The sequence below is a fragment of the Micromonospora sp. NPDC047707 genome (genome assembly GCF_040704235.1).
Classification (GTDB): Bacteria; Actinomycetota; Actinomycetes; order Mycobacteriales; family Micromonosporaceae; genus Micromonospora.
In genome coordinates, this window is record NZ_JBEYSU010000017.1 from 35758 (window position 1) to 52939 (window position 17182).

A 17182-nucleotide genomic window follows, 5' to 3' on the forward strand; every position below is an offset into this window, starting at 1 on the left:
GAAGGGACCCCTTTACAACGCGAGGCGTTAAACGGGGGCCCTTCCTTACACGCGGGCGGGGACCTCCGGTGAGCTGCTCTCCAGCGGCACGGCGTTGGCGGGCACCAGGCCCAGCTGCACCGCGGGGCGGGTCAGCGTCGCGTCGAGCACCCAGTCGGAGGCCACCCGGGCGCGGTTGCCCGGCATCGCGAGCAGGTGGTAGCCGCGGGTGACCGCCTTGGCGGGCAGCCCGGACAGGGGCACCTGCAGCGGGTTGGCGGCGGCGTCCCGTCCGCCGAGGTCGACCACCCAGCCCAGGTCGTGGTGCTTGTACGGCTTGCGCTTGCCCTGCCCGTACGACGCCGCGATGTTGTGGGCGACGAGTTTGCCCTGCCGCTGCGCGTGCTGCGCGGTCATCGTGCAGACCTCCCCGGGCCGGGTCACGTCGGGCACCGCGGCGGCGTCGCCGCACGCGTACACCTCGGGGAAGCCGGGGACGGTGAGGTACTCGTCGGTCACCAGGCGACCCTTCTCGGTGCGCAGGCCGAGTTGGGCGACGAACGGGTCCGGGCGGACGCCCACGCACCAGACCAGCGTGCAGGTGGGGATGTAGTCGCCGTCGGTGAGCTTCACCCCGTCGGCGGTGGCGACGCCCACCGACGTGCCCATGCGCACGTCGACGCCGCGCCGGTCGAGGACCCGGTGGGCGGTGTCCGACATCTTCCGGTCCAGCTCGGGCAGCGCCCGGGACGCCACGTCGAGCAACATCCACCGGGGCCGGATCTTGAGGCGGGGCCGTTGCGCGGACAGCCGGTCGGTGAAGAGTTGCCCGTGGGCGGCCACCTCGGTGCCGGTGTAGCCGGCGCCCACCACCACGAAGGTGGCCCGCGCACGCTGCTCGGCCGGGTCGGTGGCCTGCTCGGCCAGCTCGATCTGCCGCACGACGTGGTCGTGCAGGTAGACGGCCTCGGGCAGGCTGCGGAAGCCGGTGGCGTACTCGGTCACCCCGGGGATGGGCAGCAGCTTGTTGACGCTGCCGACGGCGAGCACGAGACGGTCGTACGCGATCCGGTTGCGCTCCCCCTCCGGCTGGGTGAAGCCGACCCAGCGGTTCTGGAGGTCGACGTGGTCGGCCTCGCCGATGACGACGCGGACCCCGTCGAGGGTGCCGGTCAGCGGCACGGAGAGCCGTCGCGGTTCCACCACGCCGGCGGCGACCTCGGGCAGCAACGGCAGGTAGAGGAAGTAGTCGGTCGCGTTCAGCAGGACGATCTCGGCCCGGTCCTTCGCCAGGCGGCTGAGCGTCTTCGCCGCGTGGTACCCGGCGAACCCGGCCCCCACGATCACCACACGAGGCTTCGTCATGCCCGCTGCCGTTCCCACCGACACCCGGGACAAACGTGCCGGTCCGGCGCTCGTCCTCACCCGTCCCGGGTGAGGACGACTCACCCGAGGGGGGCGCACCCTTGTTCCACCACGAGACGGGAAGGGAGCGCCGTATGAGCGAGCCGACACCGAACGACCGGCGGGTGCCGACGTACCTGCGGCAGAGCGGCCGTACGCAGCTCACCCCACGGCAGCGCCGTCGGGTGAAGCACAAGGAGGGCCACATCGAGAGCCTGGGAGGTCAACGCCGCGAAGCCCGCGGTCCCGGTCGGTGACCCGGTCCGGCCTTCCCGGAGGCCGGACCAGCGAGGTCAGGGCGCGGTGATCGCCCAGCGCTCGTGGTCCCGCCACGCCCCGTCGACGTAGAGGTAGTCGGGCGAGTAGCCCTCCAGCCGGAAGCCGAGCTTGCGGGCCACCCGGCGGGACGCCTCGTTGCCCGGCTGGATGTTGGCCTCCAGCCGGTGCAGCCCGAGCGCGGTGAACGCGTGCCGCACCACCAGGCCGATCCCGGCCGAGGCGTGCCCGGTGCCGCTGTACGGCAGGAAGGCCGCGTAGCCGAGGAAGCCGCCGCGCAACGCGCCCAGGATGATGCCGCTGATGTTCGCGTACCCGGCGATGGCGCCGCTCGCCCGGTCGCAGATCAGGTAACCGGAGTGGTCCTGGCGGCGCAGCTTCGCGAGGTACGCGGCGTACGCCGACGCGTCGTCGGGCGCGGACAGCCAGGGGTGGTGCAGTTCGCGGCTGCGGCGGGCGGCGGCGACGAACTCGGCCTCGTCGGTGGGACGGGGACGGCGGATGCCCACCCGCCCGTCGCTGCACAGGTACCTCACGGCGCCCCACTCTGGCCGCTCGTCGCGCCGGTGTCCACCCGGCGTCGGTCAGAGCGGACGCGGGTGCGGCTGGTCGAGCGGCATCGGCACCTGGAGGAAGGTGCTGCCCCGCAGGTCCAGCCAGGCGCGGTCGGGGGCGCGCACCAGGCGCAGCATCACCGCGGTGCAGTTCGGGCAGCGCGCCACCAGGCCGGGGGCGTGCGACCACACCTGGAGCGTGGCCAACGGGCCGACCATCCCGCAGTTCTCGCAGCGGCCGGTGGCGGAGCTCAGGTCGACCGCGAACAGTTCCCGCAGCGGCCCGTCCAGCATGTTGCCGTCCAGGTAGGACATCTCGGTCATGGTTTCCCTCTCGGCGGGTCAGCCGGTCGGCCCGAACCGTTCGGTCCGCACCCGGCGGGTCTCGTGTCCCAGGCCGACCAGCAGGTCGGCGACCGTCTCCACGAAGCCGGTCGGGCCGCAGACGTAGCACAGCGGTTGCAGGTCGGGTGGCCAGCCGTGGGTGTTGACGTCGGCGAGGCCGATGCGGTGCGGCGACCCCCGCCAGCCCTCCGGGGCCTCCCGGGTGTACACGTACGCCACGTCGAGGCCGAAGTCGTCGCGGACCCGGCGGCGCAGCTCGTCGGCGTAGAAGACGTCCACCGGCGTGCGGACGGAGTAGAGCAGCCGGAACGGCGCGCGGCTGCCGGCGGCGCGCCGGGCCCGGACCATCGCCATCAACGGTACGACCCCCGACCCGCCCCCCACCAGCAGCACCGGAGCGGTCTCCGCCGGCCGCCACACGAACCAGCCACCGACCGGGCCGCGCACCTCCACCGGGTCCCCCACGGCGTACGTGTCGATGAGGTACGGCGACACCTCGCCGTCGGGCACCCGCTGCACGGTCAGCTCGATCCGGTCCCCGTCGGCGGGCCCGGCCAGCGAGTACGACCGGGCCGCCTGGTAGCCGTCCTCGGCGGTGAGCCGCACGTCGAGGTGCTGCCCGGCGAGGTGCCCCGGCCAGCCGGGGACCTCCAGGACGAGGGTCTGCGCGGTCGGCGTCTCCGTCCGGCGCTCGACGAGGCGGCCCACCCGCCAGGTCAGCGGGGCGACCCGGGCGCCCGCCGTCGGTGCCGCCATCAGTCGCCCTGGTACCGCTGCTCACGCCACGGGTCGCCGTAGTCGTGGTAGCCGGCGGTCTCCCAGAACCCGGGCTGGTCGGTGGTGCCCAGCCGGATGCCGCGCACCCACTTCGCGGACTTCCAGAAGTACAGGTGCGGCACCAGCAGCCGGGCCGGCCCCCCGTGCTCGGCGTGCAGCGGCCCCCCGTCGTACGTGTGCGCCACCCAGGCCCGCGCGCCGCGCAGGTCGGCCAGGGGCAGGTTGGTCGTGTAGCCGCCGTACGAGTGGGCCAGCGCGTAGTGCGCGGCGGTGTCGACGCCGCCGAGCAGCGTGTCCAGGGAGACACCCCGCCAGTCGGTGTCGCGCTTGGACCAGCGGGTCACGCAGTGGATGTCGACGGTCACCGTCTCCTGCGGCAGAGCCATCATCTCGTCCCACGTCCACCGGTACTCGACGCCGGTCTCCGAGGTGATGACGAACTCCCAGGTGTCCAGGGGCACCTTCGGGGTCGGGCCGGCCGACAGCACCGGGAAGTCCTCGGTCAGGTACTGGCCCGGCGGCAGGGCCGGCTCCGCCGAGCGGGGCCGGCCCTGGAAGCCCGGTGACACGATTCCCACCCGTCAGTCCTACCACCCCGGGCGGGGGGTCCGTGCCCGCTCGGGGGAAGGGACCCGCGGCGGGTGACCGTCACCGACGCTCGACGACGATCTCCCGCTCGCCCGGTGTGCGCTCGCGGGTGGCGCGCAGGCTGGTGAGGGTGACCACCACGAGCACCACGACGATCACGGCGAGGGAGATCGGCGTGGGGATCTCCGGCACGCCGGCCCAGATGCCGTGCGCCCAGTGCAGGGCCAGCTTGACACCGATGAAGCCGAGGATGATCGACAGGCCGTAGGTGAGGTGGACCAGCCGGCTCAGCGCGGCGTGCAGGACGAAGTAGAGCGCCCGCAGGCCCAGCAGGGCGAACGCGTTGGTGGCGAAGACCAGGTACGGGTCCTCGGTGATGCCGTAGACGGCGGGCACCGAGTCGACGGCGAACACCACGTCCGTGGCGAGCACCGCCACCACCACGAGGGCCAGCGGCGTGAGCGTCCGCCGGCCGTCGATACGGACGGTCATCCTCGTGCCGTGGTAGTCCTCGGTGACCGGCATGAACCTCCGCAGCAGACGCACCGAGCGCATCTTGTTGATGTCGACCTCCTGCTGGTGGCCGGAGAGCGCATCCCGCAGCAGCTTCACGGCGGTGACCAGCAGGATGGCGGCGAAGAGCAGGAAGGCGAAGTCGAGCGTCTGCAGGGCGGCGGCGCCGAGGGCGATGAAGATCGCCCGGAGCACGAGCGCACCGGCGATGCCGTAGAGCAGGACCCGCTGGGCGAGCACGGCGGGCACCGCGAAGGCGGCCAGCAGCAGCATGAAGACGAACAGGTTGTCGACCGACAGCGACTTTTCGACCAGGTAACCGGTGAGGTAGTCGATGCCCTGTTTCGACCCGTACCGGGACCAGATCCACGCGCCGAAGGCCAGCGGCAGGGCGATGTAGAACGCCGACCAGCCGAGCGCCTCCCGCAGCGACACCTCGTGCGGTCGCCGGGTCACCAGGAAGTCGAGCACCAGGAGCGCGAGCACGCCGGCGATGGTGACGGCCCACAGCGTAGGAGTGCCGACCGACTGGAGATCGGCGGCAAGGTACAACTCAGTCATGGAGCCTCCTCGAACACGGTGTCATGCTCGAGGTCTCCTTCACCCGCTTTCGTGGGCAACCACCCGAGGCGTGCTCCGGGCACGCCGTACTGACCGGCATGGTTCGTGGGAAGTACTCCCCTCGTGGCACAAGGTTAGGTCAGCCGGTTTCCGACCGCCAAGCGCGGTACGCCCCGAGCCCGGCGGATCACCGTGCGGCAGGGCCACCCTGATCCGGTCGTCGGCCACCTTCCCGTCCACCCGGTCGCGTTCCCGGCCCCTTGACCGCGCAAACACCGGACCGCCTATCGTGGCCCGGTGACCGAGGACGTCCCAGCCGGCCCCCTCGCCGGCGTACGGGTGATCGAGCTGGCCGGGATCGGGCCGGGACCGTTCACCGCGATGATGCTGGCCGACCTGGGCGCGGACGTGGTCCGCGTGGACCGGGTGACCGACGTGGACCCGTCCGCGTTCGGCAGCCCGCACCCGGACCTGCTCAACCGCGGCCGCCGCTCGATCGCGGTCGACCTGAAGTCACCGGACGGCCGGGACGTGGTGCTCGCGCTGGTGGCCGGGGCGGACGCGCTGATCGAGGGCTTCCGGCCGGGCGTGACCGAGCGGCTGGGCCTCGGGCCGGCGGACTGCCACGCGGTCAACCCGCGCCTGGTGTACGGGCGGATGACCGGCTGGGGGCAGGACGGCCCGGCCGCCCCGTACGCGGGGCACGACATCGGCTACGTCGCGCTGACCGGGGCGCTGCACGGCGTCGGGCGGGCCGGCGAGCGGCCGGTGCCGCCGATGAACCTGCTCGGCGACTTCGGCGGCGGCGGGATGATGCTGGCCCTGGGCCTGGTCAGCGCCCTGTACGCGGTGCGCGGCGGCGCCCCGGGCCAGGTGGTGGACGCGGCCATCGTGGACGGCGTGTCGGTGCTCAGCACCCAGATCCACGCGTTGCGGCGGCAGGGCATGTGGCAGGACCCGCGCGGCGTGAACCTGCTCGACGGCGGCGCGCCGTTCTACGACACGTACGAGTGCGCCGACGGCAGGCACGTCGCGGTGGGCGCGCTGGAGCAGCGCTTCTACGACGAGTTGGTGCGGCGGACCGGCTTCCCGCTGCCCGGCGACGAGGCACTGGACCGCACCGACCCGGCGAACTGGCCGGCGCTGCGGCAGGCGTGGGCGCGGCTGTTCCGGACCCGGACCCGCGACGAGTGGGCGGCGCTGCTCGCCGACTCGGACGCCTGCGTGGCCCCCGTGCTGGACTGGGCCGAGGCCCCGGCACACCCGCACCTGGCCGCGCGCGGCACGTTCGTCGAGCGGGACGGTGCGACGCAGCCGGCGCCCGCTCCGCGCTTCTCCGGCACCCCGACGGCGCTGCGTCGCCCACCGCCGCAGCCGGGCGAGCACACCGACGAACTGCTGGCCGGAGCCGGCTTCGACACCGACCGGATCGCCGCCCTCCGCACCAGCGGCGCAATCGCCTGAGGTGTAAGGAAGGGCCCCCTGTTAACGCCTGCGGTAGTGGAAGGGTCCCTTGTTAACAGCCTTTCAGGGCCGGCGCAGCGTCGCCCCCGGGGCGAGTGCCGGCTCCACCATGTCCCGGTAGTCGCGGGGCAGTTGCACCACCACGTCGTCGAACTCACCGCCGCTGATCGCCTCCCGCAACGTGGTGAACACCGCCCGCACCGCGTCCCGGGCGGTCGGCTCGTCCACGTGCGCCCGCGCCGCCACCCGGGTCACGAACTCCGCCGCCCCGACGCGCTGCGCCGACTCGTTGTCCGGGCCCGGCTTCAGCACCAGCTGCAACGGGCGGGGCAGTTGCACGGCCAGGTCCAGCACCTCCCCGCCGGTCAGCCGCTCCGCCAGGGTCTCCAGCGTCGCCCGGGTCAGCTCCACCGCCTGCTCGGACGGGGTACGGGTGCGCTGCGCGACCTGGTCGATGAAGGTGTCGTAGTTCATGCGTACTCCCTCGGAATCCGGCCCCGCGGGTACCCGCAACCCGGCCCGGAAAACGGGCCCGGTTACCCGCCGATCGGGGGCGTGAGGCCGGCCCGGGCGGGTAACCGCCGCCGGTCGTGACCGGATCGATGCCGGAGGAGCTCACCATCATGGCGACGTACGCCGACGTGCTGCAGTACCTGTCGAGCCTGGACTACCCGGCGGAGAAGGACGACGTGGTACGCGAGGCCGAACGGGAGGGCGCCCCGCCGGACGTGCTGCGCGCCCTGCGTGCCCTGCCGCCTCAGGTCGACTACGCCAACGGCAACGAGGTGGCCCGCTCCGCGGGCATCGAGGCCGCCCCGGAGGTCAGCCCCTCCCAGCGCGCCGCGCAGGCGAGGGAGCGGCACCAACGGGTGTCGCAGCACCTGCGCAGCATCTGACGCGTACGTAAGGTGCGGATGCCGGACGGGCACCCGCCGGCCGCGGTCCAGCTCACCGTCATGGGCGTGGTCGGCGTGGTGACCGGTGCCGTCAGCGTGGCGCTCGGCATGGAGACCCTCGCGCCCCTGATCGGGTGGGACGCCGCCGCGTTGACGTGGCTGGTGCTGGTGTGGCACAAGCTGTGGCCGCTGGACGCCGAGGACACCGCGCGGCTCTCGCTGCGCGAGGACCCGAACCGGGCCGTACGGGACGTGCTGTTGCTGGTGGCGTGCGTGGCCAGCCTGCTGGCGATCGGGTTCGTGGTGACCACCGCGCACAGCGCGCCCACCCGGGCGGTCCGGGACGCCTTCGGCGGTGTGGGTGTGCTGAGCGTGCTGCTGTCGTGGTTCGTGGTGCACACCGTCTTCGCCGCGCGGTACGCCCGGCTCTACTACATGGACGACGCCGGCGGGATCGAGTTCAGCCAGACCGGCCCGCCCTGCTACACGGACTTCGCGTACCTCGCGTTCACCGTCGGTGCGACCTTCCAGGTGTCGGACACGACGATAACCAGCATCGAGATGCGCCGGACCGTGCTGCGGCACTCGATGGTGTCGTACCTGTTCGGGGCGTTCGTCGTCGCGGCGATCGTGAACCTGCTGGTCAGTTTGCCGAGGTGAGCCGGCCCGGACAGGCCGGCGCCCCGGGCCGCGAACCGCGACCTGGGGCGCCATACACGGACCTGTCCCGGTGGTCTGCGCGCCCGAACCGGATCGCGCTCACCAGGCAGTTGCCCTACGCCCGAACCGGGCGGGCATCTCTGCCGCGCTCAGCATACGACATGACATCCCCCGAACGGGTGGAAATTCCGGATGACTGTGGGCTGGCGCACGTCGCGTCAGCGCGTCAGTTCCGCGTACCGCTGCTCCAGATCCACCCTGGCCAGTGCGCCCACCAGCCAGGCCAGCCGCTCCGACTCGCCGCTGCCGGCGAGGCCGGCGAGGTCGTCGGCGGAGCGCCCCAGCCCGAGCCGCCGCGCCGCGACCAGCGCGCGCCGGTCGGCCACCGGCGCCACCTCCCGCCACAACGCCTGCGCCTCACGAAGGAAGAGGTCGGCCACCGTGCCGTCCACACCGGGCAGCTCGGTGAGCAGCGCCCGCTCCCGGGCCGGATCGTGGTGGGCGAGAGACCGCAACCGGCGCAGGTCGCCGCGGTACCGCTCGACGACGGTGCGCGCCAGATCGCCGAGGGTCGTGGCGAGGGCGTCGACGTCCCCCCGCTGACCGCTCTCCCGCAGCACCCGCATCCGGTCGGCGTGCAGGGAGCGGGCCAGCCGCGCGGCGCTGTCCCACCCGTTCGCGGGCAGGGCGTGCGCGCTGTCCAGGGCGCGCCGGAAATCGCCCCGCCGGGCCAGCAGCACGGCGAGACACAGAATCTGGAACAGGCTCGACGGGTTGTTGGTGACCCGGAAGCCGTACTGCTCGGCGAATCCTCGCCCGCCGCCGGCCAGCCGGCGGACCAGGCGCTTCTTGTCCTCGATGGTGGAGATGCTCGGCATGGGCGGCGACTACCCGTCCCGCGCCGGCCCACGCCTGCCCGGCGACGACCGGTCAGCCGTGCACGCCGCCGCTGCGGTCGCGGGCCTTCAGCCGGGTGGTGGGCAGCGCGGGTGCGGGCAGCGGCGGCGCCGGGTCGTCGGCGACCACGCCGAAGCGGCGCCCGGCCATCCATTCCTCCCGGGCGGCGACGACCTCCTCGTGTGAACGCCCGACGAAGTTCCACCACATCACCAGCGGCTCGTCGAACGGCGTGCCGCCGAGCAGCAGCAACCTGCTTCCCGGCTCACCGCGCAGGCTCAGCCGCTCCCGCCCCGTGCCCAGGTAGAGCAGCGCCCCCGGGGTCAGACCCACCCCGTCCACGTCGGCGGCGCCGGACATGGCCAGCAGCGCGTACTCGAAGTCGGGGCGCAGCCGCAGCGTGGCCGGCGCCGGGCCGCGCGGCTCGAGCTGCGCGCCCAGCAGCGGCGTGTGCACCACCGCCGGGGAGCGCTCGCCGGCCAGCTCGCCCACCAGCAGGGTCACGTCGAGGTCGTCGTCGCGCCAGCGCGGCAGCTCCGCGTGGTGGGCGAAGTCCGCCTCGCCGGCCCGCGCCGGGTCCGGCAGCGCCACCCACAGCTGCACGCCGTGCATGAGGGGCGGATGCTGCGCGGGCGACCGTTCGGAGTGGGCGATGCCGTGCCCCGAGGTCATCACGTTGAGCTGGCCCGGGCGGATCGGCTGCACGTTGCCGAGGCTGTCGCGGTGCAGGATCTCCCCGTCCAGCAGCCAGGTCACCGTCTGCAGGCCGGTGTGCGGGTGCGGCGGCACCTCCATGCCGGGCCGCTCGGCGACGTCGTCCGGGCCGAAGTGGTCGACGAAGCACCACGCCCCGACGAGTCGCCGCTGCCGCTGCGGGAGCAGCCGCCGCACCGTCGTGTACCGCCCCAGCGGCACGTCGTGGCCGGGCAGCAGCACGCTGCCGGGATCCACCGTCGCCACACCAGGTGGGCGGGTTTCCGCCGGCATCTTCTCGGTACGCTCCACGGCCCGACTGTACGCCCACCGACCTGCGCTCAACCCCAGGTGACCGTCACCGCGGTGGCGCCCGCGGACCGGCCCGGCTCCGGAACGGGCAACCCGCCGCCACCAGCAGCCGTCCGGCGTACGACCACGGCGGCCGCCACCATTCCACCCCCACCATGCCGCCCACCACACCCGCCAAACCCGACATCCGCCACGACAGGGCACCCCCGAACCGGACACACCACCCAGCACACGCAGGTGGAACATCGAGATCTTGGAAGAATTCGGCCCCTCCAGGGCCAAACCCTTCCAAGATCTCGCCCCGGCACCGGGCTCCAACCCCGACCAGGTCAACGGCGAGCACATGACCGACGGCACGCGTCGGTGAACCGGACAGGGGTGACGGTCCGTACTCGGGGACGGTTCGGCGAAGTCGCCGACGCGGGCGGCAACGGGGCCGCCGGGAGCGATCGAAGGGACGTGTCGGGATGCCGGAGACCGTCGAGACGGTGTTCGCCCGGGTGGTCACCCGGAACCCGGGTGAACCGGAGTTCCACCAGGCGGTTCGGGAGGTGTTGGAGAGCATCGGGCCGGCCCTGGCGCGACACCCGGAGTACGCCGAGGCGCGGATCATCGAGCGCATCTGCGAGCCGGAACGGCAGGTGATCTTCCGGGTGCCGTGGGAGGACGACCACGGCCGGGTGCGGGTGAACCGGGGCTTCCGGGTCGAGTTCAACAGTGCGCTCGGCCCGTTCAAGGGTGGGCTGCGTTTCCACCCGTCGGTGTACCTGGGGATCGTCAAGTTCCTGGGCTTCGAGCAGATCTTCAAGAACGCGCTGACCGGCCTGCCGATCGGCGGCGGCAAGGGTGGGGCGGACTTCGACCCGAAGGGCCGCTCGGACCGGGAGGTGATGCGCTTCTGCCAGAGTTTCATGACGGAGCTGTACCGGCACATCGGTGCGCAGACCGACGTGCCGGCCGGGGACATCGGCGTGGGCAGCCGGGAGATCGGCTACCTGTTCGGGCAGTACAAGCGGATCACCAACCGCTACGAGTCGGGGGTGCTCACCGGTAAGGGCCTGGCGTACGGGGGTGCGCAGGCGCGCCGCGAGGCGACCGGGTACGGGGCGGTGTTCTTCGCCGAGGAGATGTTGAAGCAGACCGGGGACGGCATGGACGGCAAGCGGGTGGTGGTCTCCGGCTCGGGCAACGTGGCGATCTACGCGGTCGAGAAGGTGCACCAGCTCGGCGGGACGGTGGTGGCCTGTTCCGACTCGAACGGGTACGTGCTCGACGAGAAGGGCATCGACCTGGAGCTGCTGCGGGAGTTGAAGGAGGAGCGCCGGACCCGGCTGGAGGACTACGTACGCCATGTGCCGCACGCGGTCGCGGTCGCCGGCCGTACCGTCTGGGAGGTGCCCTGCGACGTGGCCCTGCCGTGCGCGACGCAGAACGAGATCGGCGGCGCGGAGGCCGCGGAGCTCGTCGCCGGCGGCTGCGTCGCGGTGGTCGAGGGGGCCAACATGCCGACCACCCCGGAGGCGGTGCGGATCCTCGGGCGGGCGGGGGTGCGGTTCGCCCCGGGCAAGGCGGCGAACGCGGGCGGGGTGGCGGTGAGCGCGCTGGAGATGCAGCAGAACGCCAGCCGCGACTCGTGGACCTTCGCGCAGTCGGAGCAGCGGCTGCGGGAGACGATGCGGGACATCCACGCCCGCTGCTGGGCGACCGCCGAGGAGTACGGGCTGCCCGGTGACTACGTGGCCGGGGCGAACATCAACGGGTTCCGCCGGGTGGCGGAGGCGATGCTGGCGCACGGGGTGGTGTGACTGACCGGTCGGTCAGTCGGTTCCATTGACACCGGTGGAACGGCGCGCCTACGTTCAGGTCCCTACCGGTCGGTAGGCCACCGTCCCGCCCGCTCACCACCGGGCGGCCACCGTCCCAGCGGGAGCGCCGATGCTGTCCTCGACCGCCCGTACCGTCCGACGTCTTCTCGGCGCCGGCGTGGCCCTGACCCTGACGGTCGGGCTCGCCGGCGCCGTGCCCGCGACCGCCGCCCCCGACCGCCACGGCGACGGCACGCAGCCGCTGCCCGGCTACACGATCAGCAACCCGCCGCTCGACCCGCTGGTGGTGGGCGGCGCGCCCACCACCGTCCGGCAGGGCGTCCACCGCCACTCCGCCTACATCGTCGAGGTCCCGGCGAAGTGGAACGGCGACCTGGTGATGTGGGCGCACGGCTACCGCGGGCAGAGCACGGTCCTGTCGCCGGAACCGCCCGGGTTCGGGTTGCGGCAGCGCCTGCTGGAGCAGGGGTACGCGTGGGCGTGCTCCTCGTACTACCGCAACGGCTTCGACATCAGGGCCGGTGTGTTGAGCACCCGGGACCTGGCCGACCACTTCCGTCGGGAGGTGCGGCGCCCGCACCGGACGTACCTGGCGGGCGCGTCGATGGGCGGCTACGTGATCGCCCGCTCGCTGGAGCAGTACCCCGGCTTCTACGCCGGCGCGCTGCCGCTGTGCGGGGTGCTCGGCGACCAGACGCTGCTGGACTTCTTCCTCGACTACAACCTGGTCGCGCAGGCCCTCGCCGGGGTCGAGGCCTACCCGGTGCCGGCCGACTATTTGACCGCCGTGGTGCCGCGGATCCAGGTGGCGCTGGGCCTGACCAGGGTGACGCCCACGAGCCCGGGGATCACCAACGAGCGGGGGCGGCAGCTTCGGGACATCACCGTCAACCGGTCGGGCGGGCCGCGTCCCGGGGCGGATGTCACGTTCGCGATCTGGAAGGACTTCCTGTTCGGGATCAGCGTGCCCAACGGTGGTGACTCCCCCGCCGAGCGGCCCGGGCAGCTCGCCACCAACCTGTTCACCCGGTACGCGCCGAACAGCCCGGTGGACGTCAACGCCGCCGTGCGGCGCGTCGCCCCCGAGAACCTGCGGCAACGGCTGTCCCCGACCCTGACCGAGGTGCCCCGCGTCGCCGGCCGGCCCACCGCGCCGGTGCTCAGCCTGCACAACCTCGGCGACCTCTTCGTACCGTTCTCGATGGAGCAGGCGTACGCCCGCGACGTCGCGAAGCACGGCCGGAGCCGGCTGCTGGTCCAGCGGGCGGTCCGGGCCGCGCAGCACTGCGAGTTCACCCCGGCCGAGGCCGGCGACACCGTCACCGACCCGGCGGTGGTGGCGGCGGCGGACTACGGCTGCCGGTTCAGCGACCGGGCCGCGTACGCCGCCGGCGTCGGCACCCGCCGCCTCTACCCCGCCTGCTGACGAGCGCACCAAGGGCGGGCGCCCGCCGGGAGATGGACCCGGCGGGCGCCCGCCCACGACATGTCCGGGCCCTGCCCGGCGCGCGGTCACGTCAGCGGACGCTCCGGGTGTTGAAGCGGTGCCGCTGCCGCCACGCGAGCGTCATCAGCAGCAGGACGGCACCGGTGGCCACCAGACCGCCACCGACCTTCATCGGGGTGCTGGTGCTGGCACCCGTCACCGGCAGCGCGCTCTTCTTCTTGCGCAGGACGGTCACCTGGGCGGTGTCCGTACGGCCGGTCTCGCCGACCGCCTCGAAGAGGAAGTAGCCGGTGCGGCGCGGCGTGTAGGTCACCTCGAAGGTGCCGTCGGCCCGGGCGGCGAACGCCGCCAGGTCCGGTTCGTCGCGGCTGGGCCGGTAGGCGACCGGCGTCATCGCGACCCGGTCGCCGCTGCTGCCGCGTACGGCCGTCATGGCGTTGGCCAGCGGGCTCGAGGACACCCGGATGACGATGCGCTCGCCGGGGTTCCAGCCCCGTCCGAACAGCGTCACGGTCTCGCCGAGGATGATCTGGGGGTCGTCCACGGACAGCTCGACCCCACCCGGTGGGTACACCGGTGGTTGCGTCGGCTGCGGCTGCGCCGCCCCCGCCGCGGTCGGCGCGGCCGCGACGGCCAGACCGACCGTGAGCGCCATGATGATGCGGGATAGCCGCATGATTGGTTCCCTCCTACTGGTCACAGCTTGGTGCGGTAGTTACTTGGGTGGTCCATGGAGTGGCGGTGGGGGTCAGCCACAGTTCGGCCGTCCCACTGCCGGTCTTCGCGGTGTGCACGGTCACCTCGACGGTCCGGGAGGCCCCCGGTGGGACTTCGACGTTCGCCGTGGCCACCTGCCGTTTCCGCTCGGTGCCGGTGCCCACCGGGAGGTCGGCGCCGTCGAGCCGCGCGCCCTGCACGCCGCCGCCGGCCGGGCTGTAGACCGACACGAGCGTGCGGACGGTGTAGGGATCGCCCGCCAGGCCGAGACCGAGCACGGACTCGCTGAGTCCCGTCTTCGGCGCCGTCGAGCGCAGGGTGACCCGCAACCGCAGTTCCCTGCTTCCGTCGTCCTGGCAGTCGCCGACCGTCAGGGTCGCCTCCGGCCGGAGGTAGTAGCCGAGCTTCGCGCCGCTGCCGTCGTTGAGGAACACGCCGACCGTCGGCACGGTGTCCTTCTCCGGAAGCACCCCGGCCATCCGGCTGTCGCCGAGCGTCCGTTGCTCTTCCGGTCGGGCACTCCAGAACAATATCCGGCGTTCGGTGACACTACGGTCAAATGCGGACAATAGCCCCATCGGGTCGACATTCTTCGTGAACAGCGTGTGGAACACCGATGCCGCGGCGGTCGCGAAGTACTCGTCCTGCTCACGCAGGTCGAGGCGTTGATAGGCCTCGCTGAGCAACGTCCGCACCACGGTGTCCGCCGCCAGCGGCACCCCGCCGGGAACCATGACCGGGCCGGTGGCCTTCAGCAGGTACGACAGGACGACCGGGTCGACGGCGAGGACACCGTCCACGGCCGTCCCGGTCTTTCGGCGGTACATCTCCCGGTAGAGAGCGGCCGCCGTCGGGAAGTGCGGGGTGAGGTTGACGTCGGCCGGATAGATCCCGGGCAGGTCACCCCAGAGGGCGCGGACCTCCTCCGGGACCTTCAGTGCCTTGGTGAACCGGCCGAGCTGCGCGCTCGTGCCCTGGCGGCCGAGCCGCACCCGCCCGCCCTCGGCGTGCAACAGGGCGTACGCGCCGATGAGGCCACCGGTGGCCCGGAGTTCGGCGGGGTTCTGCGAGACCAGCAGGTAGCTGCGCGGGCCGTCGACACCGAGCAGCGGTGGTAACAGCCGGGTGGCCTGGCCGGCCGCGGCGGTCAGGCCGGCGAGCCGGTCGATCTCTCCCCGCAGGCCGGCGAGGGCCGCCCGGACCTGGTCGACCAGGCCGGCGGTGGGCACCTCGGCGAGACTCGCCCGGCTCCGTCGCACGGTGGCGTCGATCGCCGCGAGATCGGTGGAGAGGGCGCGCAGCCGCTGGACGTCGAGCCGCCCCGCCTTCGGCAGCAGGGTGCTCAGGTCGGTCCGCAGCAGCGCCGGGAACGCCTCCCGGGCCAGGTCGTCGATGGCGACGGCGATCTGCCGGACGGCCACCAGGTTGTCCCCGGCGTACGGGGCCTGCCGGCCGAGCCGCCAACCGGGGTCGCCGGTGGCCGCGCGGGCGGCGGCAGCCTGTTCCTGCAGCGCGGCGAGCGTGCGCCGGGCCCGCTCGGTGTCCCCGGTGACCACCTGGGCGCTGAGGTCACGGGCGAGCCCCGCGGCGTTGACCAGGTGGGCGCGGGCCTGCCAGCCCCGGAAGCCGACCCAGCCGGCCGAGACCAGCAGCACCGAACCGGCCACCAGAGCGGCGAGCAGCGCGCGCCGCAGGCGGGCCTGCCGGCGCCGGCGGGATCGACCGCGCCGTCGACGCGGTGCCTCGCTCTCCCTCACAGACACTCCGTTCCCCCGGAATCGGACACTAGGGACGATTTCTCCGTCGTTCTTAACACGTAACGACCGACGTAGTGGGAAATTGACGGTCTTGACCGTTACGAGAGTGAAGCTCGTACTCCCAGCGCGCGACGCCGCGCCCGGTCGGGCGCGGCGTCGCGGTCGGTATGGGATCAGCTCAGCGAGCGGCGGCCTCGTACAGCAGCCGCTCGATACGGTCCACACCGGCCGGCATGGACATCTGCCGCAGGTACGCCTCGCGGCCCCGGCGGCCCATCTCGGCCCGGGCGCCCGACGGGATCGTGGCGGCCAGCCAGAAACGGTCGGCGAGCGTCGCCCAGTCCTCCGGCGGGCAGGACAACCCGGCACGGGCCCGCTCGACCAGCTCGGCGGCGTCCCCGCCGGCCGACACGACGACCGGCGCCGCGCAGGAGAGCGCCGCCTGGAGCTTCCCGGGCAGGGTGCTGCGCAACTCCGGCAGGTCCCGCAGCATGACCAGCTGGTAGTCGGCGGCGGCGTACAGCTCCGGCATGTCCAGCGGCGAGCGCCGCTCGACGAACCGCACGTTGTCGGCGCGCAACTCGGCGGCGAGCCCCCGCACCCGCCGCTCCTGCTCGCCCGACCCCACCAGGACCAGATCCATCGTGCGGTCGAGCGCCACGGCCGCCCGTACCGCCGTCTCCAGGCCCTGTCGCGCGCCGATGGTGCCGGCGTGCATGACCAGGCACCGGTCGTCCCGGCGGACCAGCCGTCGCGCCGCCGGGCTGGGTCGGGCCGGCTGGAAGATCCGCTCGTCGGTCCAGTTGAGGACCACGTCGACCCGGGCCGGGTCGGCCCCGGCGGCCACCACCAGCTCGCGCATCGACGGTGCGGCGACCGCGACCCGGTCGGCCGCCCGGTAGGTCCGCGCCATCGCCCCGGCCACCCGGGCCTTCGACCGGCCCTGCTCGCCGGCGGCGGGCTCCTCCTCGGCCCACACGTCCTGCACGTGCAGGACGGTCGGCACCCGGCCGAGCAGCCGCAGCAGGGCCGCGGCGGCGAACGCGGTCGCCGGCGGCTGGTGCACGTAGAGGGCGTCAACGCCGGCGAGGAACCGCCGGCCGACCAGGGACGCGCTGCCGGCGAACGACAGGTAGCCGGCCATCCGGCTCCGGACCGACCCGTCTCCCCCGGCGTAGCGGGGCACCCGGCGCACGGTCAGCCGCTCGCTGCGGGTCTCGTGGTGCCAGCGCTGGCGCCACCCCGGATAGACGTGGCCGCCCGGATAGTCCGGGAAGCCGGTCAGCACCCGCACCTCGTGGCCACGGCGGGCCAACTCCTCGGCGAGGCTGCCGGGGATGAAGGCCGGTTCCGGCGGGAAGTGGTACGACAGGATGCCGATCCTCATCGCGACTCCCCGATGCTCGGCGCGGCACGGTAACGCGCCCGGCGGGTGTCCACGTACGATGCGGGCAACCCCTCCGCGTCCGGCCGCCCGTGCCGGACGCCCGCCGTCTCCGCGTCCGCAAGAGGGGTC

At 73.2% G+C, this 17182-nt stretch carries 18 protein-coding genes; 6 read left to right on the forward strand and 12 right to left on the reverse strand.

Annotated features, from left to right (window positions below; genetic code table 11):
- Nucleotides 1-45: 45 nt before the first annotated feature.
- Complete coding sequence (locus tag AB0873_RS19305; protein ID WP_366601053.1) at nt 46-1344, reverse strand: NAD(P)/FAD-dependent oxidoreductase; 1299 nt, start codon at nt 1342-1344, stop codon at nt 46-48.
- Between the two features lie 134 nt (nt 1345-1478).
- On the opposite strand from AB0873_RS19305, the gene AB0873_RS19310 reads away from it, so the two are divergent.
- Nucleotides 1479-1640, forward strand: coding sequence for a hypothetical protein (locus AB0873_RS19310; RefSeq protein ID WP_155332422.1), 162 nt, complete (start codon nt 1479-1481; stop codon nt 1638-1640).
- 36 nt (nt 1641-1676) lie between these two features.
- Here the strand turns inward: AB0873_RS19310 and AB0873_RS19315 are convergent, their stop codons facing one another.
- From AB0873_RS19315 to AB0873_RS19335, 5 genes are all read right to left on the reverse strand, one after another.
- A complete protein-coding gene (locus AB0873_RS19315; RefSeq protein WP_155332423.1) occupies nt 1677-2195 on the reverse strand; it encodes a GNAT family protein in 519 nt (172 codons plus the stop codon).
- 48 nt (nt 2196-2243) lie between these two features.
- A complete protein-coding gene (locus AB0873_RS19320; RefSeq protein WP_155332424.1) occupies nt 2244-2537 on the reverse strand; it encodes a DUF6510 family protein in 294 nt (97 codons plus the stop codon).
- A gap of 18 nt (nt 2538-2555) precedes the next feature.
- The gene (locus tag AB0873_RS19325; RefSeq protein WP_366601054.1) at nt 2556-3314 is read right to left on the reverse strand and encodes a ferredoxin reductase; all 759 of its coding nucleotides are present in this window, start codon (nt 3312-3314) and stop codon (nt 2556-2558) included.
- Nucleotides 3314-3904 (reverse strand): sulfite oxidase-like oxidoreductase, encoded by a 591-nt coding sequence (locus tag AB0873_RS19330; protein WP_366601125.1) that lies wholly within the window; start codon nt 3902-3904, stop codon nt 3314-3316. The genes AB0873_RS19325 and AB0873_RS19330 overlap by 1 nt, the downstream gene beginning before the upstream one ends.
- A 79-nt stretch (nt 3905-3983) precedes the next feature.
- Complete coding sequence (locus AB0873_RS19335; protein ID WP_366601055.1) at nt 3984-4997, reverse strand: TerC/Alx family metal homeostasis membrane protein; 1014 nt, start codon at nt 4995-4997, stop codon at nt 3984-3986.
- Between the two features lie 297 nt (nt 4998-5294).
- On the opposite strand from AB0873_RS19335, the gene AB0873_RS19340 reads away from it, so the two are divergent.
- The gene (locus AB0873_RS19340) at nt 5295-6461 is read left to right on the forward strand and encodes a CaiB/BaiF CoA-transferase family protein (RefSeq protein WP_366601056.1); all 1167 of its coding nucleotides are present in this window, start codon (nt 5295-5297) and stop codon (nt 6459-6461) included.
- Between the two features lie 63 nt (nt 6462-6524).
- Here the strand turns inward: AB0873_RS19340 and AB0873_RS19345 are convergent, their stop codons facing one another.
- Entirely contained in the window at nt 6525-6935 is a 411-nt protein-coding gene (locus AB0873_RS19345) for a DUF2267 domain-containing protein (protein ID WP_366601057.1), read from the reverse strand.
- 116 nt (nt 6936-7051) lie between these two features.
- Between AB0873_RS19345 and AB0873_RS19350 the strand changes: the two genes are divergently transcribed.
- Both AB0873_RS19350 and AB0873_RS19355 read left to right on the forward strand, forming a co-directional pair.
- A complete protein-coding gene (locus AB0873_RS19350) occupies nt 7052-7357 on the forward strand; it encodes a DUF2795 domain-containing protein (RefSeq protein ID WP_366601058.1) in 306 nt (101 codons plus the stop codon).
- Nucleotides 7358-7375: 18 nt separating this feature from the next.
- Nucleotides 7376-8017, forward strand: a complete 642-nt coding sequence (locus tag AB0873_RS19355) for a DUF1345 domain-containing protein (protein WP_155332430.1) — start codon at nt 7376-7378, stop codon at nt 8015-8017.
- A gap of 218 nt (nt 8018-8235) precedes the next feature.
- Here AB0873_RS19355 and AB0873_RS19360 read toward each other — a convergent pair whose 3' ends face one another.
- A complete protein-coding gene (locus AB0873_RS19360; protein WP_366601059.1) occupies nt 8236-8895 on the reverse strand; it encodes a hypothetical protein in 660 nt (219 codons plus the stop codon).
- Between the two features lie 52 nt (nt 8896-8947).
- Entirely contained in the window at nt 8948-9919 is a 972-nt protein-coding gene (locus AB0873_RS19365; protein ID WP_366601060.1) for a pirin family protein, read from the reverse strand.
- 467 nt (nt 9920-10386) lie between these two features.
- Between AB0873_RS19365 and gdhA the strand changes: the two genes are divergently transcribed.
- Complete coding sequence (gdhA, locus tag AB0873_RS19370; protein WP_155332434.1) at nt 10387-11724, forward strand: NADP-specific glutamate dehydrogenase; 1338 nt, start codon at nt 10387-10389, stop codon at nt 11722-11724.
- Between the two features lie 130 nt (nt 11725-11854).
- The gene (locus tag AB0873_RS19375) at nt 11855-13171 is read left to right on the forward strand and encodes a hypothetical protein (RefSeq protein ID WP_366601061.1); all 1317 of its coding nucleotides are present in this window, start codon (nt 11855-11857) and stop codon (nt 13169-13171) included.
- A gap of 91 nt (nt 13172-13262) precedes the next feature.
- Here AB0873_RS19375 and AB0873_RS19380 read toward each other — a convergent pair whose 3' ends face one another.
- From AB0873_RS19380 to AB0873_RS19390, 3 genes are all read right to left on the reverse strand, one after another.
- Nucleotides 13263-13868 (reverse strand): hypothetical protein, encoded by a 606-nt coding sequence (locus AB0873_RS19380; RefSeq protein ID WP_366601062.1) that lies wholly within the window; start codon nt 13866-13868, stop codon nt 13263-13265.
- 13 nt (nt 13869-13881) lie between these two features.
- Nucleotides 13882-15666 carry a DUF4012 domain-containing protein gene (locus AB0873_RS19385; protein WP_366601063.1) on the reverse strand — a complete coding sequence of 595 codons (1785 nt, stop codon included), beginning with the start codon at nt 15664-15666 and terminating at the stop codon, nt 13882-13884.
- 178 nt (nt 15667-15844) lie between these two features.
- Nucleotides 15845-17053, reverse strand: coding sequence for a glycosyltransferase family 4 protein (locus AB0873_RS19390; protein WP_366601064.1), 1209 nt, complete (start codon nt 17051-17053; stop codon nt 15845-15847).
- Between the last annotated feature and the right edge of the window lie 129 nt (nt 17054-17182).